Below are 22315 nucleotides of genomic sequence, written 5' to 3'. Positions count from 1 at the left end.
CCGCGCCGGCCTCGCCTCACGCCTCGACGGGGCCGGACCACGTGAGCAGGAGCGCGCACACGTCGTCGCGGTCCCCGCCGCCGTCGCGCGTGACGGCGTCGACGAGCCCGTCGAGCGACCCGCCGTCGGCGAGCAGCCCCGGGGCCCGGCGGGCGAGGTCGGCGAGTCCGTCGGGCAGGGACCTGTCGCGGCGCTCGACGAGGCCGTCGGTGCACAGCAGCAGCCGGTCCCCGGGCGCGAGCGCCGCCGTGCCCTCGGGTCGCGGGCCCGCGCCGCCGCCGACGCCCAACGGCACGGTCCGGCCGGCCCACAGGTACGTCGCCTCGCCGTCCGGGCGCAGGTGCAGCGGTGGCAGGTGACCGGCGACCGCGTAGCGCACGGTGCCCGTCGCGAGGCCGATCTCGGCATAGGCGACCGTCGCCGCGAGACCCACCCGTGCCCGGGCCGCGAACCGGTCGAGCCGTCCGAGCACCTGGGCGGGGCCGCACCCCGGCTCCGCGGCCGCCCGCAGCGCGCTGCGCAGCTGCGCCATCGACGTCGCGGCCTCGAGGCCGCGTCCGACGACGTCGCCCACGACGACGCCGAGCCGGCCGTCGTCCACCGTCAGGACGTCGTACCAGTCGCCGCCGACCTCGAACCCGTCGACACCCGGCCGGTAGACCGTCGCGACGCTGGCCCGCGCGTCGGGGACGTCCGGCGTGCTCAGGAGCGCCTGCTGCAGGACGTGGGCGGCAACCGTGCGCTGGTCGAACAGCAGCGCACGGTCCAGGGCCGCGCCGGCCTGGCGCGCCGTTGCCGCGAGCACGAACGGGTCCCACGGCTCGTCGCCGGCCTCCGTGCGCGGCCGCAGCACCCATGCCCCGTGCTGTCGCGTCCGCCCGCGGAGGGGGACGACGACGGACCCGTCCGGCGTGACCTGCACCGGACCGTGCAGGACGTCGCCGGCGGGCGGGACGACGTGCGGGCCTCCCCCCGGCTGGACACCCGGCGCGTCGCCGTGGCGGACCAGGCGGCCCCGCTGGTCGGCCGTCCACACGGTCACCCGGGCGGCACCGAGCTCCTCCACCGCCGTCGACTGCAGCGCCCGCACCACGCCGTCGACGCCCGACGCCGACAGGAGCGCCGCGGTCGCGGCCTGCAGGGCCCGCACGTGGTCGACCGCAAGATCCGCTGCTCGTCGCGCCGCGACGAGCTCGCGCTCGTAGCGTGTGCGGTCCCGCGCCGAGGACAGCGCCACGTCGATCACGGGCGGCACGTCGGGGTCGACCACCCGCCGCGCGGCCGCCATGAGCACCGGGGTCCGCCCGCCGGGGCCGGCGAGCTCGAGCGCGACCTCGTCGACCCGCCGCTGGAGGCTCAGCAGCGGGGCGATGTGCGTCTCCCAGTAGATCCGCCCGCCGACCGTCAGGAGGTCGCCGAATCTCGCGTGCCCGACGACCTCCCCCGCGCCCCGACCGACCCATCCCAGCAGCGTCGCGTTCGCGTCGAGCACCGTGCCGTCGAGGGACAGCCGCAGCAGACCGACGGGGGCTCGCAGCCAGGCGGCGGAACGGGCGTCGGCGTCCACGCTCACCGTCCCAGGAAGTCGCGCAGCACGGCGACGAGCGCCTCGGGCGAGCTGAGGTTCGGGCAGTGCCCCACCGCGTCGAGCAGGACCATCTCGCTGTCCTGGAGGTGCTCGTGCACCCAGCGCCCGACCTGCGGCGGCGCGATCGCGTCGACCCGGGACTGCACGACGAGCGTGCGCACCGCGACGCGGGCCACGTCCTCCCGGTTGTCGGACAGGAACGTCGTACGGGCGAAGTGCCGGCCGATCGCGGGATCGGTGCGGCAGAACGAGTTCGCGAGCTCCTGCGCGAGCTCCGGCCGGTCGGGCCGCCCGACGATGACCGGAGCGATGAACTGCGCCCACCCCAGGTAGTTGGCGTCCATCGTCGTGAGCAGGTCGTCGATCTCGTCGGCCGAGAAGCCGCCGCGGTACCCGTCGTCGTCCACGTACCGCGGGCTCGGGCACACGAGGACGAGCCGCTCGAACAGGTCAGGCCGGGATCCCGCGGCCAGCACGCCGACCATCGCGCTCACCGAGTGCCCGACGAGGACGACCGGCCCGCCGACCGCCTCCACGAGCGCCACCACGTCGTCCGCGTACCCCTGCAGCCGCCCGTAGCGCTTCGGGTCGTACGACCCGAGGTCCGAGCCGCCCGCGCCGATGTGGTCGAAGAGCACCACGCGGTGCGACCGCTCGAACGCGGGGGCCACGTACCGCCACATGCTCTGGTCGCAGCCGAAGCCGTGGGCCAGCACGAGCGTGGGCCCGTCCGCGTTCCCCGATACGTGCGCGTCATGGCGCGCCAGCACCCCCATGGCCCCGACCATAGGCCCCAGCCCGGGCGCCGGCACCACCCTCGAACCGCACTCGCCCACCGCACGCCGCGAGGTCGGCCCCGGGGGGACGCACGACCGCCGACCAGCCGGCGCCCGGTGGTGGCAGAGGGCGCGCGGCCGCACGAAGGCTGCGTGAATGCGCGATAGCGGCCCGAAAGTGCCGTGGAATGCACGAAGGCCCACCCCTGGTGGGGTGGGCCTTCGTGGAATGGTTGTCCGGCGGCGTCCTACTCTCCCACACCCTGGCGGGTGCAGTACCATCGGCGCTGAAGGGCTTAGCTTCCGGGTTCGGAATGGGACCGGGCGTTTCCCCTTCGCTATGACCGCCGTAACTTCGTCGAGATGACGAACAGGCCCTCCCACACACGAAGGTGGGGAGGGGGCCCGTTGGTTTCTCGGGAACCGCACAGTGGACGCGTAGCAATGAATGGTGTTAGTCAAGTTGTCGGCTTATTAGTACCGGTCAGCTGCGGCAGTCTTTCGTCCTGCCTTCCACATCCGGCCTATCTACCCAGTGGTCTAGCTGGGAGCCTCTCACCCCGTAGGGCATGGAAACCTCATCTTGAAGCAGGCTTCCCGCTTAGATGCTTTCAGCGGTTATCCCTTCCGAACGTAGCCAACCAGCCGTGCTCCTGGCGGAACAACTGGCACACCAGAGGTTCGTCCGTCCCGGTCCTCTCGTACTAGGGACAGCCCTTCTCAAGTTTCCTGCGCGCGCAGCGGATAGGGACCGAACTGTCTCACGACGTTCTAAACCCAGCTCGCGTACCGCTTTAATGGGCGAACAGCCCAACCCTTGGGACCTACTCCAGCCCCAGGATGCGACGAGCCGACATCGAGGTGCCAAACCATGCCGTCGATATGGACTCTTGGGCAAGATCAGCCTGTTATCCCCGGGGTACCTTTTATCCGTTGAGCGACGGCGCTTCCACAAGCCACCGCCGGATCACTAGTTCCGACTTTCGTCCCTGCTCGACCTGTCAGTCTCACAGTCAAGCTCCCTTGTGCACTTGCACTCGCCACCTGATTGCCAACCAGGCTGAGGGAACCTTTGAGCGCCTCCGTTACATTTTAGGAGGCAACCGCCCCAGTTAAACTACCCACCAGGCACTGTCCCTGATCCGGATGACGGACCGAGGTTAGATATCCAGAGCGACCAGAGTGGTATTTCAACGTTGACTCCACCGACACTGGCGTGCCGGCTTCACAGTCTCCCACCTATCCTACACAAGCCGCACCGAACACCAATACCAAGCTATAGTAAAGGTCCCGGGGTCTTTCCGTCCTGCTGCGCGTAACGAGCATCTTTACTCGTAGTGCAATTTCGCCGAGTTCGCGGTTGAGACAGCGGAGAAGTCGTTACGCCATTCGTGCAGGTCGGAACTTACCCGACAAGGAATTTCGCTACCTTAGGATGGTTATAGTTACCACCGCCGTTTACTGGGGCTTAAATTCTGAGCTTCGCCTTGCGGCTGACCCGTCCTCTTAACCTTCCAGCACCGGGCAGGCGTCAGTCCGTATACATCGTCTTGCGACTTCGCACGGACCTGTGTTTTTAGTAAACAGTCGCTTCTCCCTGGTCTCTGCGGCCCTCCACGCTTCCCGGGCAAGCCGGTACACGCTTGAGGCCCCCCTTCTCCCGAAGTTACGGGGGCATTTTGCCGAGTTCCTTAACCACGATTCTCTCGATCGCCTTGGTATTCTCTACCTGACCACCTGAGTCGGTTTGGGGTACGGGCGGCTAGAACCTCGCGTCGAGGCTTTTCTTGGCAGCATAGGATCACCCATTTCCCGCATACGCGGTACCCGTCGGTTCTCAGGCTGATGAGGTGCGGATTTGCCTACACCTCGCCCTACGGCCTTGGACGTGGACTACCATCGCCACGCTGGGCTACCTTCCTGCGTCACCCCTGTTAATACGCTTACCTACTACCGGTTCGGGTCCCGTGCTCCGACCCGCGGTGTCCCCGAAGGGACGGTGCGGACCATCGGACGGTTAGCATCACCGGGCTCGGTATGGGCGGTTCTTCGCCGGTACGGGAATATCAACCCGTTGTCCATCGACTACGCCTGTCGGCCTCGCCTTAGGTCCCGACTTACCCAGGGCGGATTAGCCTGGCCCTGGAACCCTTGGTCATTCGGCGGACGGGTTTCTCACCCGTCTTTCGCTACTCATGCCTGCATTCTCACTCGTGTGGGCTCCACCACTGGGTTCCCCCGCGGCTTCACTGCCCACACGACGCTCCCCTACCCATCCACACGACTGAACCACGAAGGCTTGTCTCGAGTGTGAATGCCACAGCTTCGGCGGTGTGCTTGAGCCCCGCTACATTGTCGGCGCGGAATCACTTGACCAGTGAGCTATTACGCACTCTTTCAAGGGTGGCTGCTTCTAAGCCAACCTCCTGGTTGTCTGTGCAACTCCACATCCTTTCCCACTTAGCACACGCTTAGGGGCCTTAGCTGGTGGTCTGGGCTGTTTCCCTCTCGACTACGGAGCTTATCCCCCGCAGTCTCACTGCCACGCTCTGGCTTACCGGCATTCGGAGTTTGGCTAACGTCAGTAACCTGGTGGGGCCCATCGGCTATCCAGTAGCTCTACCTCCGGCAAGAAACGCGTGACGCTGCACCTAAATGCATTTCGGGGAGAACCAGCTATCACGAAGTTTGATTGGCCTTTCACCCCTAACCACAGGTCATCCCCCAGGTTTTCAACCCTGGTGGGTTCGGGCCTCCACGCGGTCTTACCCGCGCTTCACCCTGCCCATGGCTAGATCACTTCGCTTCGGGTCTAGAGCACGCGACTCAAACGCCCTGTTCGGACTCGCTTTCGCTACGGCTTCCCCACACGGGTTAACCTCGCCACGTACCACTAACTCGCAGGCTCATTCTTCAAAAGGCACGCCGTCACCCCTGCTAGGGAGGCTCCGACGGATTGTAGGCACACGGTTTCAGGTACTATTTCACTCCCCTCCCGGGGTACTTTTCACCTTTCCCTCACGGTACTTGTCCGCTATCGGTCACCAGGTAGTATTTAGGCTTACACAGTGGTCTGTGCAGATTCACTCCGGGTTTCTCGGGCCCGGAGCTACTTGGGATCCCCATCGGGAGGCCACGCCATTTCGTCTACGGGGGTAACACCCTCTGTGCCGGGCCTTTCAAGACCCTTCGACTATGACGCGACTTTCTGACTCCCTGTCGGTTCGGCAGAACCAACTGACGGGTCCCACAACCCCGTACGTGCAACACCTGCCGGCTATCACACACGCACGGTTTGGCCTGATCCGCTTTCGCTCGCCACTACTCACGGAATATCTCTTCCTGCCGGTACTGAGATGTTTCACTTCCCGGCGTTCCCTCCACACACCCTATATATTCAGGTGCGGGTCACCACACATGACTGTGGCGGGGTTTCCCCATTCGGAGATCCTCGGATCACGGTTCGTTTGCCAACTCCCCGAGGCTTATCGCAGGCTACAACGTCCTTCTTCGGCTCCTGGTGCCAAGGCATCCACCCTGTGCCCTTATAAACTTGACCACAAAAGATCATTCAAAGATGCTCGCGTCCACTGTGCAGTTCTCAAGCAACCACCGGACCCCGCCGGCACCCGGGCACGCCTACCCCCACGCTCAACAAGCGCAAGGGAGGTTCACACCCACCGACGGACCCGAAGGTCCCTCCAGCCCCCACCCGCTCCTCCCGCCCACACACGTGGACGGACAAGAAGCAGCAGGGACCTTCACGACCCCGAAGCAACACCCCGAACCGGGCTGTTCCCTCAGGACCCAACAGCGTGCCAGGCCAACCCTTCCACCAGCAGGACATCCGTTCCCTCCCACCCGGCGCACACCCCGAGCAAGCTCGAGACACACACCAGGCGGCGTACTAGGCACCCACCAGCCTCCAGGCCGGCCGTAGTCGATGTTCCACCCGTGAGCACCACCCCCCACACGAACGGTGAGGGCATGGGCCTGGACACCGACCGCCCACCCATGACAGGCGGACCCCGATGCCAGATGCTCCTTAGAAAGGAGGTGATCCAGCCGCACCTTCCGGTACGGCTACCTTGTTACGACTTAGTCCTAATCGCCAGTCCCACCTTCGACGGCTCCCCCCAAAAGGTTGGGCCACCGGCTTCGGGTGTTACCGACTTTCATGACTTGACGGGCGGTGTGTACAAGGCCCGGGAACGTATTCACCGCAGCGTTGCTGATCTGCGATTACTAGCGACTCCGACTTCATGGGGTCGAGTTGCAGACCCCAATCCGAACTGAGACCGGCTTTTTGGGATTCGCTCCACCTCGCGGTATCGCAGCCCTTTGTACCGGCCATTGTAGCATGCGTGAAGCCCAAGACATAAGGGGCATGATGATTTGACGTCATCCCCACCTTCCTCCGAGTTGACCCCGGCAGTCTCCCATGAGTCCCCGGCATAACCCGCTGGCAACATGGGACGAGGGTTGCGCTCGTTGCGGGACTTAACCCAACATCTCACGACACGAGCTGACGACAACCATGCACCACCTGTGCACCGACCTTGCGGGGCACCCATCTCTGAGTGTTTCCGGTGCATGTCAAGCCTTGGTAAGGTTCTTCGCGTTGCATCGAATTAATCCGCATGCTCCGCCGCTTGTGCGGGCCCCCGTCAATTTCTTTGAGTTTTAGCCTTGCGGCCGTACTCCCCAGGCGGGGCACTTAATGCGTTTGCTGCGGCACGGAATCCGTGGAATGGACCCCACACCTAGTGCCCAACGTTTACGGCATGGACTACCAGGGTATCTAATCCTGTTCGCTCCCCATGCTTTCGCTCCTCAGCGTCAGTTGCGGCCCAGTGACCTGCCTTCGCCATCGGTGTTCCTCCTGATATCTGCGCATTCCACCGCTACACCAGGAATTCCAGTCACCCCTACCGCACTCTAGTCTGCCCGTACCCACTGCAAGCCCCAGGTTGAGCCTGAGGTTTTCACAGCAGACGCGACAAACCGCCTACGAGCTCTTTACGCCCAATAATTCCGGACAACGCTTGCGCCCTACGTATTACCGCGGCTGCTGGCACGTAGTTAGCCGGCGCTTCTTCTGCAGGTACCGTCACTTGCGCTTCTTCCCTGCTGAAAGAGGTTTACAACCCGAAGGCCGTCATCCCTCACGCGGCGTCGCTGCATCAGGCTTGCGCCCATTGTGCAATATTCCCCACTGCTGCCTCCCGTAGGAGTCTGGGCCGTGTCTCAGTCCCAGTGTGGCCGGTCGCCCTCTCAGGCCGGCTACCCGTCGTCGCCTTGGTAGGCCATTACCCCACCAACAAGCTGATAGGCCGCGAGCCCATCCCCCACCGATAAATCTTTCCAGACGCTCCAGATGCCCGGGCGCCTCGTATCCGGTATTAGACCTCGTTTCCAAGGCTTATCCCAGAGTAGGGGGCAGGTTGCTCACGTGTTACTCACCCGTTCGCCACTGATCCGGTCAGCAAGCTGACCTTCACCGTTCGACTTGCATGTGTTAAGCACGCCGCCAGCGTTCGTCCTGAGCCAGAATCAAACTCTCCGTAAATGTCACACAGCCACCCACCAGGCGAACCCGGCAGGCAACAGACACAACAAAGAACCCCAAACCAATGGGGCCGAAACTGGTCTCTACCCCAGACCACCACCCACAGGGGCGCGGATGCGAGATCTGGGCTCGACACCAAACAAATGGCATCGACTACTTGGCACACTGTTGAGTTCTCAAGGAACAGACGCTCATCCTCGATCAGCCTTTCGGCATCCCGCAGGAGGCTCGTTCACCATCGTAGCGGATGATTCCTGCGTCCCTGCCCACCGTGGTGGTCATTCGGCATTTCCGCCCGACTGCATCAGGTTAGCAGATCTTTTTCCCTCCGGACCACCGTGGTGGCGCCGGAGAGAATGTCATGCTCGCCCTGAGGCAGTCATTCCATCATAGCGGGTCTTCCTCGCGCTCCTCGCCACCGTGGTGGCGACTCCGCGCGGCCCGCTGCGGGTGCCTCGTCGCTCACGGGGCTCCCCGCGGGACCGACGCGAAGGAAGGTCCGTGGGGATACCGCCTGGGAGGAGGCAACCGCTCCAACTTAGCGGAGCGCGACCGCGGGGTCAACCAGGCCTCGGGGTCGCCCACGCCGTCGACCGGCGCCCCCCACGCCCGTGGCTGTGTGCAGGTGTCGCCCGCCGGTGGCGGGCACCGGCTGCTGCCGCCACGACGGCGGCGTCGGCACCGGCACTCACCGGGCGGCGTCCAGGGGGCGCCCCTACCGTGAGTCGATGACCTACGCCTCCGTCGTCGTCGACCGTCTCATCCGCGGCTACCAGCAGAACCTGTCGCCCCGGAAGGGGTGGAGCTGCGCCCACCGCGTCGCCCACGGCGGCGCCTCCTGCTCTGCAGCCGTGCGCGACCTCGTCGCCGGCCGGGGCGTCGCGCGGTCGATCGTGCCGACGGCTGCCCGCTTCGTCGCCTGCTACCAGGCGGCGGCGCTGCTCGCGCAGACGGATGTGCGCGGCGTGTGCTGCTGCGGCGGGATCCCGATCCCGTTCCGCTTCTGAGCGGTGCCGCCCCGGGGCGTCCCGCTCCGTGTGGTCCCGTGCCGTGTGGTCCCCCGCGGAGTGGTCCCCCCTCGGCGCAGCCCGGCAGAGGCGTCCGCGGTGGGGTGCCGGCGGCGGTGCGCGCCGGCCGCCGGTGGCGCTCCGCCCGTGTCCGGGCCTGCGTCAGGCAGGCCGGGGGCCGCGTACGGGCGGCGTCCGCGGCGGCAGCCGGTGCAGCACGACGTCGTCGATCGCCCCGTCCGCCATGGTCCACGACAGCCACGTGTGGTGCGGCTGGCGGCGGCGGTCGGTCGGCGAGCCGGGGTTGAGCAGCCGGAGCCCGCGCGGTGTGGTCGTGTCCCACGGGATGTGGCTGTGGCCGAACACCAGGACGTCGAGGTCGCCGAACCGGTCGTCGCAGCGCCGCTCACGTCCCGCCGCGGACCCCGTCTCGTGCACCACGCCGAGGCGGACGCCCGCCACCTCGAGCCGTGCGATCTCCGGCAGCCGCGCGCGCAGGTCGGCGCCGTCGTTGTTGCCGTAGCAGGCGACCAGGCGTGCGGCGCGCGCCTCCAGCCGGTCGAGCAGGTCGACGCGCACCCAGTCGCCCGCGTGCACGACGAGGTCGGCGTCGTCCACCGCTGCCCACAGCTCCGCCGGCAGGTCGCGGGCGCGGGCGGGCAGGTGGGTGTCGGCCATCGCGACGACGCGCACGGCGGTCACGTGGTCTCCCGCCGGGCCGTTGCGGCCCTCACGGCCGACGCGGCACGGACCGGCGGTCGCGCCCCTCGCGCGGACGCAGCGCCTGCCGGCACCGCGTGCAGACGTGCCGGACCTCGTCCGCGTGCCGTCCCGTGTCGGGCTGGGCGTCCTCCCACCTGACGTGGGGGAAGCGCGCGAGCGACGCGCGGGCGAGGGGGATCCCGCACACCGTCTGGTTCGTCCCCTCGAGCCACCCGTGCACCTCGCCCGCCGGCATCCGCACACCGTCCGGGTCCGTCCACGTGCTCGACGCCGCGACGCGTGCACCCGTCGGTCGCCGTGGCATCCGCACCGTCCTCGTCCACCGGTGCGCGTGCCCGGGCGCACGCGCGTCGAGCCAGCCTCACACGGGTCGTGCGGGGCCGCCACGCGCGCCTCGCCTCGCCGCCTCCTCGCCTCTCGCCAGGACGCTGCGAGGCGTGCGGACGCCCGGCACGGGCACCGCGCGCGGGCGGCGCGGCGACGACCATCACCTCCCCACCCCGGCCGCGGTCACGGTCGCGTCCCGTCCGCGGGGCGACCTGTCACCGACCTCGCGCCGCACGCGCGGTCGCCGTACGCGCCCGAGCCGCGCCGACCCGCGTCCCGGGGCCGGGCGCCGTCCGCGCGGCGGCACGCGCCGACCGCCGGATCGCCGTCTGACCTGCGGTGACGCACCCCCTCGGGGACGGGGTGGACGGCGGGCACGCGGAGCCCCACACTTGCCTCACCGCCGGCCCCCCGGCGGGTCTCCCCCGCCCCACCCGGCTCCCCGCCCCACCCGGCTCCCCGCCCCACCCGGCTCCCCGCCCCACCCGGCTCCCCCGCCCCACCCGGACGCCCCGGCCACCGTCGGCCCGCCGCGTCCGGAACCTGCCCGACCCCTCTCGCACCACCAGCAGTCCCTCCCCACCCCCTCCGTGTCGTCCGGCCCGTGCGCCGGGGAAGGATGCGTCGGCCGTGCTGCGCTCCGTGGCCTGTCACCTCTCCCTCGACGTGCGCGAGCCGCTCGAGCTGCTGCTCGCGGTCGCCGTGGCGGAAGGGCCGTTCGAGCGGTCGGAGGACCTCATCGTGCGCACCGACGACGAGCCGCTCGACGTCGAGGAGATCAAGCTCCCCCACGGCGGGCGCATGCACCGCGTGTGGGCACCCGCCGGACGTGTCGTCGTCGACTACCGGGCGCGCGTGTCCGGGCAGGCCGAGCCCAGCCCGGTCGAGGACGTCGACCTGGTCGAGTACCGGCGGCCGAGCCGCTACGCCGAGTCGGACCGTCTCCTCTCGTTCGCGCGCGACCAGTTCGCGGGCCTGACGGGCACCGACCTGCTGGACGCCGTCGTCACCTGGGTGAGCAGGCACGTCACGTACCTGCCGGGGTCCAGCCTGCCCACCGACGGCGCGACCGACACGCTCCTCAAGCGCCGTGGCGTGTGCCGCGACTTCGCCCACCTCACCGTCGCGCTGCTGCGCGCGTGCGACGTGCCGGCACGCCTCGTGTCGGTCTACGCGCCCGGGCTCACGCCGATGGACTTCCACGCCGTGGCCGAGGCCTACGTCGACGGGGCCTGGCACGTGGTGGACGCGACCCGGCTGGCGCCCCGGCCGACGATGCTGCGCATCGCCACCGGCCGCGACGCGACGGACACGGCCTTCCTGTCCTACTACGGCGGCGCACTGCTCCTCCGGTCGATGACGGTCACGGCCGTGACGGACGGCCGCACCGAGGACGACGGCACCGGGCTCGTCGCCCTGCGCTGAGCTCGCCCGGCCTCAGGCGGTGTCGCGCAGCGTGCGCCGGCGGCCCTCGAGGTCGAGGAGCTCGGTGAACAGCGCGCGCGACGCCACGGGGTCGACGTCCGGGCCCATCCGCTGCAGGCGGCCCCGCACGTCGGCGATCTGCCGCGTGTAGCCGATGTCGACGAGCCGCATGACGACCCCCCGGACGTACCCGGGCAGAGCGTCCTCGCGGTCCTCGGGGAGGGGCGCGACCGAGAGCTCGGTGACGAGGGGGTGCACCGGCTCGGCCGCCTCCTCCAGCACCGCGCCGACCCAGGCGGTCGACGAGCCGCCCGACCGCTCGACGTGCGCGCGCCCGCCGGCGACGCCGCCCGCGGCGCGGACGGCCTCGTGGACCGCGCGGTAGGCCGGCGCCGCGAAGGCATCCGGGGCGAGCGCGTCGAAGTCGTCGGGCACCAGCAGCGGCGCCTGCAGGACGACCTCGAGCGCGGTCCGCTCGACCTGCGCCACCGGGTCGCGGCGGTCCGGCACGGGCATGCGGACGGCGCGCTCGGGCTCGGGCGCGCCGTCGCGCCCACGGTCGCCGGCCCCCCGGTCGTCCGGGCGCTGGGCGCCGGCACGGCGGCCGTCGCCGGACCCGCCTCGGCCGGCACCCCGGCGCACGGCGTCCTGCACGGCACGCCGGACCGCGTCCTGGTCGTCCATGCCGAGCCAGCCCGAGAGCAGCCGGACGTACTCCGGGCGCAGCGCGGTGTCGCGGATGCCCGCGACGACGGGCGCGGCCGCCCGCAGCGCGCCCACGCGTCCCTCGGCCGTGGTGAGGTCGTGCGCGGCGAGCGTCGAGCGGATGACGAACTCGAACAGCGGCTGACGCGCCTGCACGAGCGCGCGCACGGCGTCCGGGCCCTTCGCCTGCCGCAGGTCGCACGGGTCCATGCCCGACGGCCCGACGGCGACGAAGGTCTGCGCCGTGAAGGACTGGTCCTCCCCGAACGCACGCAGCGCCGCCTTCTGCCCCGCCGCGTCGCCGTCGAACGTGAACACCACCGCGCCGCCGACCGACCCGCCGCCGGCGAGCTGCACGCCGCCCGCGCCGCCGCCGTCCCCGAGCAGCCGCCGCACGATCCGCGCGTGGTCGCCGCCGAACGCGGTGCCGCACGTCGCGACCGCCGTCCGGACGCCCGACAGGTGCATGGCCATGACGTCGGTGTACCCCTCGACGACCACGACCTGCCGCTCGCGGGAGATCTCGCGCTTGGCCAGGTCGATCCCGTAGAGCACGTGCGACTTGCGGTACAGCGCGGTCTCCGGGGTGTTGAGGTACTTGGGACCGGTGTCCTCGTCGAGCAGGCGCCGCGCGCCGAAGCCGACCGTCTCCCCCGTCACCTCGCGGATCGGCCACACGAGCCGCCCGCGGAACCGGTCGTAGACGCCCCGCTGCCCCTGGCTCACGAGGCCCGACGCGGTCAGCTCCGCCTCCGTGAAGCCGCGTCCGCGCAGGTGGCGCAGCAGAGCGTCCCACCCCTGGGGCGCGAAGCCGACGCCGAACTCGTCCGCCGCCGAGCGGTCGAACCCGCGCTCCGCGAGGAACGCACGCCCCGGGGCGGCGGCGGGCGTGAGCAGCTGCTCGCGGTAGAACTCCTCCGCGACGCGGTGCGCGTCCAGCAGGCGGCGGCGCCGTCCGGGCTCCTCGCCGGGCCGCGCGGGCCCGCCGTCCTCGTAGCGGACCTCCATGCCGACGCGCGCCGCCAGGTGCTCGATCGCGTCGGTGAAGCCGAGGCCGTCGACCTTCTGCACGAAGCTGATGACGTCGCCGCCCTCGCCGCACCCGAAGCAGTGGTAGCGCCCGACCTGCGGGCGGACGTGGAAGGACGGGGTGCGCTCGTCGTGGAAGGGGCACAGCCCCTTGAGCGAGCCGACGCCCGCGGAGCGCAGGGCGACGTGCGCACCCACGACCTCCTCGATGTGGACGCGCTCGCGGACCGCCTCCACGTCCTCCCGCCGGATGCGCCCCGCCACGGCCGAGAGTCTAGGCGCCGCGCAGCCGCCGGAGCGCCGGTGTCGAATCCCCGGGCCGCCGTGCGTCAGGGTGTGGTCCGGGTCACGAGGGCCCGGCACCGGCAAGGAGGACCCGTGGAGTACATGCTCTTCATCTGCACCGACCCCGAGGGCGAGGAGGCCCGGCCCGGCGACGTCGACATCGAGGCGTGGGGCGCCGACGTCGACGCGCGGGGCGTGTGGAAGCACGGCGACCGGCTGCGGCCCGCCGAGGCCGCCACGACCGTCCGCCGGCGCGGCGACGACCTGCTCGTCACCGACGGCCCGTTCGCGGAGACGCGCGAGACGATCGCCGGCTACGACGTCATCGAGTGCGCCGACCTCGACGAGGCCATCGCGGTGGCGGCGGCACACCCCATGGCGCGCGGGGGGCGTGTCGAGGTCCGGCCCGTCTGGCCCCTCGACGCCGAGGGCTGACCGGCGCGACCGCCGCGGCGACTCAGTGCCGCGGCGGTCGCACCAGCCGGGCGTGCAGCGCCACGGCCGACACGTCCGTGAGCGACGCCACCTGGTCGACGACCACGCGCAGCCGCTCGGCGTCGTCCGCGGCGGCGCGCCAGTCGGCCGCGAACGGCGGCTCGAGGGCCACGGGGGCGCGGTCGGACAGGACCTCGACGAGGTCCGCGAGCATCTCGCGCTGCCGCTGGTACAGCGGCTCCAGCTCGCGCGGCGCCATGACGTACGCCACGGCCATGCCCTTGAGCACGAGGATCTCCGCGACCGTCTCGAGCGGGACGACCAGCTCGGCCGCGTAGCGCGTGAGCGGGCCCGGGCCGTACCGGGCGCGCGTCGCGAGCTGGGCGGCCTGCGCGAACCGCCCGATGAGCTGGCTCGTCGCGTCCTTGAGGTGCGCGAGCGCGCTGCGCGACCCGTCGAAGCGCGGCTGCCACAGCCGCGCGGCGACGAGCCGGTCCATCGCGGCCTCGAGGCCTGCGGGGTCGACCTGGTCGCCGTACCACGTGCCGACGGCGTCGACGATGCGGGCGCGCTCGTCCGGCACGGTCAGCACGTCCAGGTCGAAGCGGCCGCCGACGACGGCGTCCTCGACGTCGTGCACGGAGTAGGAGATGTCGTCGGCGAGGTCCATGACCTGCGCCTCCAGGCACTTGCGACCGCCGGGGGCGTCCTGACGCAGCCAGGCGAACACCGCGAGGTCGTCCTCGTACACGCCGAACTTGTGCGTCGGACGGCCGGTGGCGGCGCTGACGGGGCCCTGCCCGAACCGCCACGGGTACTTCACCGACGCGTCGAGGCTGGCGCGGGTGAGGTTGAGCCCCACCGAACGTCCGCCCCGGTCGACGACCTTCGGCTCGAGCCGCGTGAGCAGCCGCAGGGTCTGCGCGTTGCCCTCGAACCCGCCGATGTCGCGGGCGAGCCCCGCCAGCGCGCGCTCGCCGTTGTGGCCGAACGGCGGGTGGCCCAGGTCGTGCGCGAGGCACGCGGTGTCCACGACGTCGGGGTCGCAGCCCAGCGCCTTGCCGATCTCCCGGCCAACCTGGGCGACCTCGAGGGTGTGCGTCAGCCGGGTGCGGACGAAGTCGTCCGACGAGGGCCCGAGGACCTGCGTCTTGGCGCCCAGCCGGCGCAGCGCCGAGGAGTGCACGATCCGGGCGCGGTCGCGCTCGAACGGCGAGCGCTCCCGCGACTTCGAGCCCTCGGGGACCCACCGCTCCCGGTCGGCGTCGACGTAGCCGTCACCGTCCGCGCGGGCGCGGGCGAGGTCGTCGAGCGTGGTCACAGGATCAGCGTAGTTCGGGGCGTGCGGCACGTCCGGCGCGGGCCGGCCCGGTCCCGGTCGGCGGCCCCGGGACAGCTGCGGCCCGGGGACGCACTCACCCCTTGACGGCTCCCGCCGTCAGCCCGCCGACGATGTACCGCTGCAGGAACAGGAACAGCAGCAGCACGGGGACGGCCGCGATCACGGCGCCCGCCGTGAACAGGCCCCAGTTCGCCTCGAGCAGAGCAGAGACCCAGTTGTACAGGCCCACGGCGACGGTCCAGTTGCGCTCGGACTGCAGCACGAGCCGGGCGATGATGAACTCCCCGAACGAGCTGATGAACGACAGCAGGCCCACGACCGCGAGGATCGGCGTGACCAGGCGCAGGATGATCGTCCAGTACGTCTGGGCGTGCGTCGCCCCGTCGATCTTCGCGGCCTCGTCGAGCTCGCGCGGGACGGTGTTGAAGAACCCGTACATGAGGAACGTGTTGACGCCCAGAGCGCCGCCGAGGTACACGGCGATGAGCGCGATCTTGCTGTTCAGGCCCAGGACGGGCAGCACGTTGCCGATGCCGAGCAGCAGCAGGAAGACCGCGACGAACGCGAGCATCTGCGGGAACATCTGGATGATCAGCAGAGCCGTCAGGCCCGCGCGCCGGCCCCGGAAGCGGAACCGCGAGAAGGCGTAGGCGGCCGCGGCGCCCATGAGCACCGTGCCGACCGCCGTGGCGACCGCGATCACGACCGTGTTGAGCAGCCACGTCCAGAACAACGACTCGCCCAGGGCCGTGTAGTTGCTCCCGGACACGTCGCTGAACAGCTCGTTGGAGCCGGTCAGCGTGCCGCCCTCCGACAACGACGCGGAGAAGACGTACACGATCGGGAACAGCGCGAAGGCGACCGCGACGACGCCGACGAGGTGGCGCCAGCCGAGCTCGGAGAACCAGCGCCGCGCCGGCATGCGGTGCCGGTCGGACCGGGTGGCGGGCTGCGCGGGGGCGGTGGTCGTGGTGGCCATCAGTTGATCTCCTCGAACTGCCGCGTGCGCTTGAAGGTGATCGCGGAGATGGTCGCCACGATGACGAAGATGACGATCGACAACGCGCTGGCCAGGCCGTAGTTCTTGGGCGCCGTGCCGTCGAGGCCGGACACGCTGTACACCATCGAGATGAGGATGTCGGTGTGGCCGAGCGGCACCGACGCGTCGGCGAACTGCGGCCCGCCCCCGGTCAGCATGTAGATGAGCGTGAAGTTGTTGAAGTTGAAGGCGAACGAGGAGATCAGCAGCGGCGTCGTCGCGACCAGCAGCAGCGGGAGCGTCACCGACCGCCACGTCCGCCACGGGCCCGCGCCGTCGACCTTGGCCGCCTCGAGCACGTCGGCGGGCAGCGACTGCAGCGCACCGGTGCAGATCAGGAACATGTAGGGGAACCCGAGCCACAGGTTCACCATGAGCACCGAGACCTTCGCCAGCCACGGGTCGGTCAGCCACGGCACCGCGGCCCCACCGAGCAGGACCTGGTTGACGAACCCGTACGAGCGGTTGAGCATCCCCGACCACAGCAGCGCGGCGAGGAAGCCGGGGATGGCGTACGGGAAGATCAGCAGCGTGCGGTAGATGCGCCGCCCGCGCAGCCGCGGGTCGTTGAACGTGATCGCCAGGAACAGGCCCAGCAGGAACGTCGAGCCGACCGACAGGATCGCGAACACGAACGTCCACAGCAGGATCTGCACGAACGGGTCGGCGTACCGGCTGTCGCCGAACGCGGTCCGGAAGTTGTCCAGCCCCACCATGACGCGCCAGCCGACGTTGAGGCGCTGCCCGTCCGCGTCGACGAACCAGCCGTCCTCGCTCGGCGTGTACACGGTGCCGGTCGTGACGTCCGTCATCGTGTCGGCCTCGGCGTCGTACTCCAACGTCGAGGTGTAGGCGTACCCCGTGCGGCCGTCCTGGGTGCGGATGGAGCCGTCCTCCGGGTCGTCCGACACGGGGACGCGCAACGTGGTGACCTCGCCCTGCCGCTGGAGCACCTGCGCGCGGTCGAGGACCTGCCAGCCGGGGACCTCGGTGATCCGGTCGTCGTCGACCGTCGCGCCCTCGTCCTCGCGCAGGGGGTCCTCGGCCGTGCCGACGCGGACCTCGCCGTCCGGCTCCAGGACGGCGAACCCGAGCTCGCCGCCGCGCTCGACGACGGTGATCGGGTACGCCCGGGACCCCTCGACGCGGCGCTCGTTCTGGATGAGCAGGGCCTCGATGGCCTGCTCCTTGGTGGAGTTGTGGCCGTCGCCGTAGTTCGTGAACGCGACCCAGCCGGTGTAGACGACGACGTAGACCTGGAAGACGAGCAGGAACGCCAGGCCCGGCAGCACGTACTTCAGCGGCAGGGTCCGGCGGGAGAAGTACACCCAGTCCGTGAGGACGAGCAGGGCGACCATCGCCGCGAGGATCCCGTAGGACTCCTCGTTCCAGGCGGCCAGGATCGCGAAGACGCCGAAGGCGTTGACGACCGCCAGCAGCGCGATCTTCGCGATCAGGCCGGAGAGGGTGCCGGACGAGCGCGGCGCGCCGGGTCCCCGCAGCCGGCGGCCGGGCCCCGGCTGCGCGCCTCCCCCGCCGGTGTCGGCGGTCGGGTCGTCGAGGGTGGACTGGGTGGACATCGGGCCTCCGTACGGGCTGACGGGCGTCACGCCGGGGGGGACGGGTCAGGGGCGGGCTGCCGGGCCCGTCCGCGTCGCCGGCGACGGCCGTGCCGCACGGGACCGGGGCCCCGTGCGGCACGCCGCCGGCGGTGTCAGGAGCCGATGGCTCCCTCGATGTCGGCGATCATCTTGTCCCACGCGGCGACCGGGTCGGCCGTGCCGGAGAGGATCTGCGCCTCGGTCACGCCCCAGAACTGCCAGACCGACCCCATCTGCGGGATCGACGGCATCGGGGCCGCCTCGGCGCCCACGGCTGCGAAGCCGGCCGTGATCGGGTCCTCGTTGGCGATCTCGGCAGCCGCCTTGAGGGCCGGCGGGCGGTCACCCGCCTCGTAGAGGGCGAGCTGGGCGTCCTCGGACGCCATGTAGTTGACGAGGAAGTCGTTCGCGAGCAGGGCGTTGTCGCTCTGCGCCGAGACGTAGAAGCCCTGCACGCCGACGAACGGCTGCGCGGCCTCGGGACCGGCCGCCGGGATCGGGTCGACGGAGAGCTCGAGGCCCTCGAACTGCTCGAGCATCCACGGCCCGCCGATGATGAAGGGCGACTCGCCGTTCTTGAAGGCCTCGACGGCGATGTCGTACGTGATGTCCGTCTGCAGCACGCCCGCCTGCCCCTGCGCCTGCAGCCACTGCGCGAAGGCCTGGCCGGGGGCCCCGCCCATCGCGAGCTCCGGCGAGTAGGTGCCGTCCTCGTTCTGCACGAAGACCGGCGCACCGAACGACGTCTGCAGCGGGTAGTACGTGTAGGGGTCGCCCTCCTCACCGGTCTGGATGAGGATCGGGTACGTCGTGCCCGCCGCCTGCCCGGCCGCGAGCGCGTCGTCCCAGGTGGCCGGCGCGCTGGACGCGAGGGCCGTGTTGCGGATGAGCGCGATGTTCTCGATCGCGTACGGCAGGCCGTACACCTGCCCGTCCTGCGTGAAGGCCTCGACCGCGACCTCCTCGAACTCGGCGCTCTTCTCACCGAGCTCGATGGGCGCCACGACGCCGTTCTGCGTCATCTCGCCGAGCCAGTCGTGCGCGCCCACCGTGATGTCGGGGCCCTCGCCCGTGGGCACCTGCGCCAGGAAGTCGGCGCGGATGTCGTCGAAGTTCTTCACCACGAGCTCCACCGCGACCTCGTTCTCGTCGGTGAAGAGCTCCGCGGCGTCCTCGACGGCCGCCTGCCGGGTCTCGTCGACCCAGATGACGAGACCGTCGTCGGCAGCGGCCGCGGAGGACTCCGCGGCGCCGCCGCTGTCGCCGTCGCCTCCGCCGCACGCGGTGAGGGTGAGCGCGAGGCCGAGCGTCGCCGCCACGGCCGGGATGCTCCGTCGCATCGTCATCTCCTGGTTGTCGAGTGCCGTCGCCACGCGTCGGCGGCTGCCCACGCTGACCTGGTCCTGCGAACGTACGGCGACCGCGACGCCGCCTGCAAGTTGTTGCGGTAACTTTCAGATAGCGTTTCAGAGACGGTCGGGCAACGCGCCCCGCGTGGAGGACGAGGAGGTCGCGTGACCCGGACTACGCTTCCGCCTGTGCGCACCCGGCTGACCGACCTCGCCGAGCAGGCGGGGGTGAGTACCGCGACCGTGTCGCGCGTCCTCAACGGCAAGCACGGCGTCTCCGTCCAGGCGCGCCAGGCCGTGCTCGCCGCCCTCGACGTCCTCGGGTACGAGCGGCCCGAGAAGCTGCGCATGCGCTCGGCCGGCCTCGTCGGGCTGGTCGTGCCCGAGCTGAGCAACCCGGTGTTCCCCGCGTTCGCGCAGGTCATCGAGACGATGCTCACCGACCGCGGGTACACCCCCCTGCTGTGCACCCAGTCCCCCGGCGGCACGACCGAGGACCAGTACGTCGACCTCCTGCTCGACCGTGGCGTCGACGGGATCGTCTTCGTCTCCGGCCTGCACGCGGACACCACCGCGAGCAAGGACCGGTACCACCGGCTGCGCGGGCGTGGCGTCCCGCTGGTGCTCGTCAACGGCTTCGCCGAGGGCGTCGACGCGCCCGCGGTGTCCACGGACGACACGGCGGCCATGGACCAGGCCTTCCGCCACCTCTGGTCGCTCGGCCACCGGAGCATCGGGCTGGCGGTCGGGCCCACCCGGTTCGTCCCGTCCCAGCGCAAGCTCGCCGCGTTCGCCGCCCTGCTCGAGCGGCACACCGGGGACGCCGACGTGGACCGGCACGTCGTCTCCACGCTGTTCACGGTCGAGGGCGGCCACGCCGCCGGGAGCCAGCTCTTCCGCACCGGCCACACGGCCGTCGTCTGCGGGTCCGACATGATGGCCCTCGGCGCGGTGCGCGCCGCCCGCGCGCTCGGCCTCGCCGTGCCGGACGACGTGTCCGTCGTCGGGTTCGACGACTCACCCCTGATCGCGTTCACCGACCCGCCCCTGACGACGGTGCGCCAGCCCGTCGCCGCGATGGGGCACGCCGCCGTGTCGGCGCTCGTCGCGGAGATCCGTGGCACGAGCGCACCCCGGGCCGAGCTGCTGTTCCACCCCGAGCTCGTGGTGCGCGCGTCGACCGGGTCAGCGCCCGGCGAGGCCGCCGGTGTCGGGGTCCACGCGACCCCCGCCAGCATCTGAGCACCGGAGCACACGCCCCACCCCCGTCCTGGTGACGCGTGAACGCGCCCCCCTGCCCCCCGCACGTCGGCGCCTGCTCCCGCGCCGCTGCCCGCTCCCCCTCAGGAAGGTCGACCACCTGTGACCATCGATGCCCTCCCGGACGCCGTGCTCGCGCACCGGGTCGAGGACCCTGCCGGACCCTGGTGGCGCCACGCCGTCATCTACCAGGTGTACCCCCGATCGTTCGCGGACGCCTCTGGGGACGGCGTGGGTGACCTGCCCGGCGTCACCGCCCGCCTCGACCATCTCGCCGAGCTCGGCGTGGACGCGGTGTGGCTCTCGCCGTTCTACCGCTCGCCCCAGGCCGACGCGGGGTACGACGTGGCGGACTACCGCGCCGTCGACCCGCTGTTCGGCACGCTCGCCGACGCCGACGCGCTGATCGCCCGCGCGCACGCGCTCGGACTGCGCGTGGTCGTGGACCTCGTGCCCAACCACACCAGCGACGAGCACGTGTGGTTCCAGGCCGCCCTCGCCGCCGCACCGGGCTCGCCCGAGCGCGACCGCTACCTCTTCCGCGACGGTCGCGGGGAGCACGGCGAGCTGGCGCCCAACAACTGGGAGTCCATCTTCGGCGGGCCCGCGTGGACCCGCACCACCGACGCCGACGGCACGCCCGGGCAGTGGTACCTGCACCTGTTCGACAGCAAGCAGCCCGACCTGAACTGGGAGAACCCCGAGGTCCGGGCAGAGTTCGAGCAGATCCTGCGCTTCTGGCTCGACCGGGGCGTCGACGGGTTCCGGGTCGACGTGGCGCACGGCATGGTCAAGGAGCCGGGCCTGCCCGACTGGCACGGCCACGTCTCGATGATCGAGGGGAGCGAGGGCACCGACACGGTCGACGGGTCGGGCAACCACGGGCCGATGTTCGACCAGGACGGCGTGCACGAGATCTACCGGGCCTGGCGCTCGGTGCTCGAGGAGTACGACGGCGACCGCGCCATGGTCGCCGAGGCGTGGGTCGAGCCGCTGTCGCGCCTGGCGCGGTACGTGCGCCCGGACGAGATGCACCAGGCCTTCAACTTCGCGTTCCTCGCGGCGGGCTGGGACGCCGCGGCGTTGCGCCGCGTCGTGACCGCGTCGTTCGCGGCGAACGACGCGGTGGGCGCCCCCACCACGTGGGTCCTGTCCAACCACGACGTCGTTCGGCACGCCTCCCGCATGGGCCTGGCCGACCCCACGCACCGCCCCAACGGCATCGGCCACGGCGACGAGCAGCCGGACGCGGCGCTCGGCCTGCGCCGCGCACGCGCCGCCTCCCTGCTCATGCTCGGCCTGCCCGGGTCGGCGTACGTGTACCAGGGCGAGGAGCTCGGTCTGCCCGACCACACGGCGCTCGACGACGGCCTGCGGCAGGACCCGGCGTTCTTCCGGACCGGCGGGGCCGAGCGGGGCCGCGACGGCTGCCGCGTGCCGCTGCCGTGGGAGGGCGACGCCCCGGGCATGGGCTTCTCGCCGACGGGCGCCACGTGGCTGCCCCAGCCGGCGGAGTGGTCCGAGCTCGCCGCCGACAAGCAGCGGGGCCGTGCCGGCTCGACCTACGAGCTGTACCGCGCGGCCCTCGCGCTGCGCCGGTCGGAGCAGCTCGGCGCCGGCGGCCTGGCCTGGCTGGACAGCGAGCCGCGGGTGCTGCGGTTCGCGAACCGCGACGTGGTCGTCGTGGCGAACCTCGGCGACGACGAGGTGGCGCTGCCGACCGGCACGGAGGTGCTCCTCGCGTCGGGTCCGCTCGGCGGCACCGCGGCAGCCCCGGCCCTGCCGGGCGCGACGACCGTCTGGACGCGCGCCTCGGCCTGAGGCCGCAGCGTCGTGGCGGCGGCCGGCCGGGGAC

At 70.7% G+C, this 22315-nt stretch carries 14 protein-coding genes and 3 rRNA genes; 5 read left to right on the top strand and 12 right to left on the bottom strand.

Going from position 1 to position 22315, the window contains the following annotated elements:
- Positions 1-16 precede the first annotated feature (16 nt).
- The 5 genes from E5225_RS06655 to E5225_RS06635 all read right to left on the bottom strand — a co-directional run bounded on the left by E5225_RS06655 (position 17) and on the right by E5225_RS06635 (position 7933).
- Positions 17-1573 carry a SpoIIE family protein phosphatase gene (locus E5225_RS06655; RefSeq protein ID WP_135975142.1) on the bottom strand — a complete coding sequence of 519 codons (1557 nt, stop codon included), beginning with the start codon at positions 1571-1573 and terminating at the stop codon, positions 17-19.
- Positions 1570-2364 (bottom strand): alpha/beta fold hydrolase, encoded by a 795-nt coding sequence (locus E5225_RS06650; protein WP_135975144.1) that lies wholly within the window; start codon positions 2362-2364, stop codon positions 1570-1572. Before E5225_RS06650 ends, E5225_RS06655 begins: the two co-directional genes overlap by 4 nt.
- A gap of 235 nt (positions 2365-2599) precedes the next feature.
- A 5S ribosomal RNA gene (gene rrf, locus E5225_RS06645) occupies positions 2600-2716 on the bottom strand.
- Positions 2717-2818: 102 nt separating this feature from the next.
- Positions 2819-5923: ribosomal RNA gene (locus E5225_RS06640) — 23S ribosomal RNA — on the bottom strand.
- A gap of 490 nt (positions 5924-6413) precedes the next feature.
- A 16S ribosomal RNA gene (locus E5225_RS06635) occupies positions 6414-7933 on the bottom strand.
- The 16S, 23S and 5S rRNA genes sit together here, the layout of an rRNA operon.
- Positions 7934-8661: 728 nt before the next feature.
- Between E5225_RS06635 and yidD the strand changes: the two genes are divergently transcribed.
- A complete protein-coding gene (gene yidD / locus E5225_RS06630) occupies positions 8662-8940 on the top strand; it encodes a membrane protein insertion efficiency factor YidD (RefSeq protein WP_135973998.1) in 279 nt (92 codons plus the stop codon).
- A 162-nt stretch (positions 8941-9102) separates the two neighbouring features.
- On the opposite strand, the gene E5225_RS06625 is transcribed toward yidD, so the two are convergent.
- Positions 9103-9618: a metallophosphoesterase family protein gene (locus tag E5225_RS06625; RefSeq protein ID WP_208012563.1), complete on the bottom strand. Its 516-nt coding sequence runs from the start codon at positions 9616-9618 to the stop codon at positions 9103-9105.
- A 52-nt stretch (positions 9619-9670) separates the two neighbouring features.
- Complete coding sequence (locus tag E5225_RS06620) at positions 9671-9967, bottom strand: hypothetical protein (RefSeq protein ID WP_135973999.1); 297 nt, start codon at positions 9965-9967, stop codon at positions 9671-9673.
- A 653-nt stretch (positions 9968-10620) separates the two neighbouring features.
- On the opposite strand from E5225_RS06620, the gene E5225_RS06615 reads away from it, so the two are divergent.
- Positions 10621-11415: a transglutaminase-like domain-containing protein gene (locus E5225_RS06615; RefSeq protein WP_135974000.1), complete on the top strand. Its 795-nt coding sequence runs from the start codon at positions 10621-10623 to the stop codon at positions 11413-11415.
- Between the two features lie 12 nt (positions 11416-11427).
- On the opposite strand, the gene dnaG is transcribed toward E5225_RS06615, so the two are convergent.
- Positions 11428-13413 (bottom strand): DNA primase, encoded by a 1986-nt coding sequence (gene dnaG / locus E5225_RS06610; protein ID WP_135974001.1) that lies wholly within the window; start codon positions 13411-13413, stop codon positions 11428-11430.
- A 123-nt stretch (positions 13414-13536) separates the two neighbouring features.
- Between dnaG and E5225_RS06605 the strand changes: the two genes are divergently transcribed.
- The gene (locus E5225_RS06605; protein WP_243738297.1) at positions 13537-13869 is read left to right on the top strand and encodes a YciI family protein; all 333 of its coding nucleotides are present in this window, start codon (positions 13537-13539) and stop codon (positions 13867-13869) included.
- Positions 13870-13891: 22 nt separating this feature from the next.
- Here the strand turns inward: E5225_RS06605 and E5225_RS06600 are convergent, their stop codons facing one another.
- The 4 genes from E5225_RS06600 to E5225_RS06585 all read right to left on the bottom strand — a co-directional run bounded on the left by E5225_RS06600 (position 13892) and on the right by E5225_RS06585 (position 19191).
- Positions 13892-15190, bottom strand: a complete 1299-nt coding sequence (locus tag E5225_RS06600) for a deoxyguanosinetriphosphate triphosphohydrolase (RefSeq protein ID WP_208012562.1) — start codon at positions 15188-15190, stop codon at positions 13892-13894.
- Between the two features lie 94 nt (positions 15191-15284).
- On the bottom strand, positions 15285-16190 hold the full coding sequence (locus tag E5225_RS06595) for a sugar ABC transporter permease (RefSeq protein WP_135974004.1): 906 nt from the start codon (positions 16188-16190) through the stop codon (positions 15285-15287).
- Positions 16190-17830: an ABC transporter permease subunit gene (locus tag E5225_RS06590; RefSeq protein ID WP_135974005.1), complete on the bottom strand. Its 1641-nt coding sequence runs from the start codon at positions 17828-17830 to the stop codon at positions 16190-16192. Before E5225_RS06590 ends, E5225_RS06595 begins: the two co-directional genes overlap by 1 nt.
- Before the next feature lie 134 nt (positions 17831-17964).
- Positions 17965-19191: a sugar ABC transporter substrate-binding protein gene (locus E5225_RS06585; RefSeq protein ID WP_135974018.1), complete on the bottom strand. Its 1227-nt coding sequence runs from the start codon at positions 19189-19191 to the stop codon at positions 17965-17967.
- A 198-nt stretch (positions 19192-19389) separates the two neighbouring features.
- Between E5225_RS06585 and E5225_RS06580 the strand changes: the two genes are divergently transcribed.
- Both E5225_RS06580 and E5225_RS06575 read left to right on the top strand, forming a co-directional pair.
- Positions 19390-20442 carry a LacI family DNA-binding transcriptional regulator gene (locus E5225_RS06580; protein ID WP_166435987.1) on the top strand — a complete coding sequence of 351 codons (1053 nt, stop codon included), beginning with the start codon at positions 19390-19392 and terminating at the stop codon, positions 20440-20442.
- Between the two features lie 120 nt (positions 20443-20562).
- A complete protein-coding gene (locus E5225_RS06575) occupies positions 20563-22281 on the top strand; it encodes a glycoside hydrolase family 13 protein (RefSeq protein ID WP_424945141.1) in 1719 nt (572 codons plus the stop codon).
- Positions 22282-22315: the final 34 nt, after the last annotated feature.

This window comes from Cellulomonas shaoxiangyii, assembly GCF_004798685.1.
Lineage (GTDB): Bacteria > Actinomycetota > Actinomycetes > Actinomycetales > Cellulomonadaceae > Cellulomonas > Cellulomonas shaoxiangyii.
This window is presented reverse-complemented; position numbering and strand designations above follow the sequence as displayed.

Excerpts from the sequence above, each read along its gene's own strand:
- E5225_RS06650 (WP_135975144.1), bottom strand. The coding sequence starts at position 2,364 with ATGGGGGTGCTGGCGCGCCATGACGCGCACGTATCGGGGAACGCGGAC.
- yidD (WP_135973998.1), top strand. The coding sequence starts at position 8,662 with ATGACCTACGCCTCCGTCGTCGTCGACCGTCTCATCCGCGGCTACCAG.
- E5225_RS06625 (WP_208012563.1), bottom strand. The coding sequence starts at position 9,618 with ATGGCCGACACCCACCTGCCCGCCCGCGCCCGCGACCTGCCGGCGGAG.
- E5225_RS06620 (WP_135973999.1), bottom strand. The coding sequence starts at position 9,967 with ATGCCACGGCGACCGACGGGTGCACGCGTCGCGGCGTCGAGCACGTGG.
- E5225_RS06605 (WP_243738297.1), top strand. The coding sequence starts at position 13,537 with ATGCTCTTCATCTGCACCGACCCCGAGGGCGAGGAGGCCCGGCCCGGC.
- E5225_RS06595 (WP_135974004.1), bottom strand. The coding sequence starts at position 16,190 with ATGGCCACCACGACCACCGCCCCCGCGCAGCCCGCCACCCGGTCCGAC.
- E5225_RS06590 (WP_135974005.1), bottom strand. The coding sequence starts at position 17,830 with ATGTCCACCCAGTCCACCCTCGACGACCCGACCGCCGACACCGGCGGG.
- E5225_RS06585 (WP_135974018.1), bottom strand. The coding sequence starts at position 19,191 with ATGCGACGGAGCATCCCGGCCGTGGCGGCGACGCTCGGCCTCGCGCTC.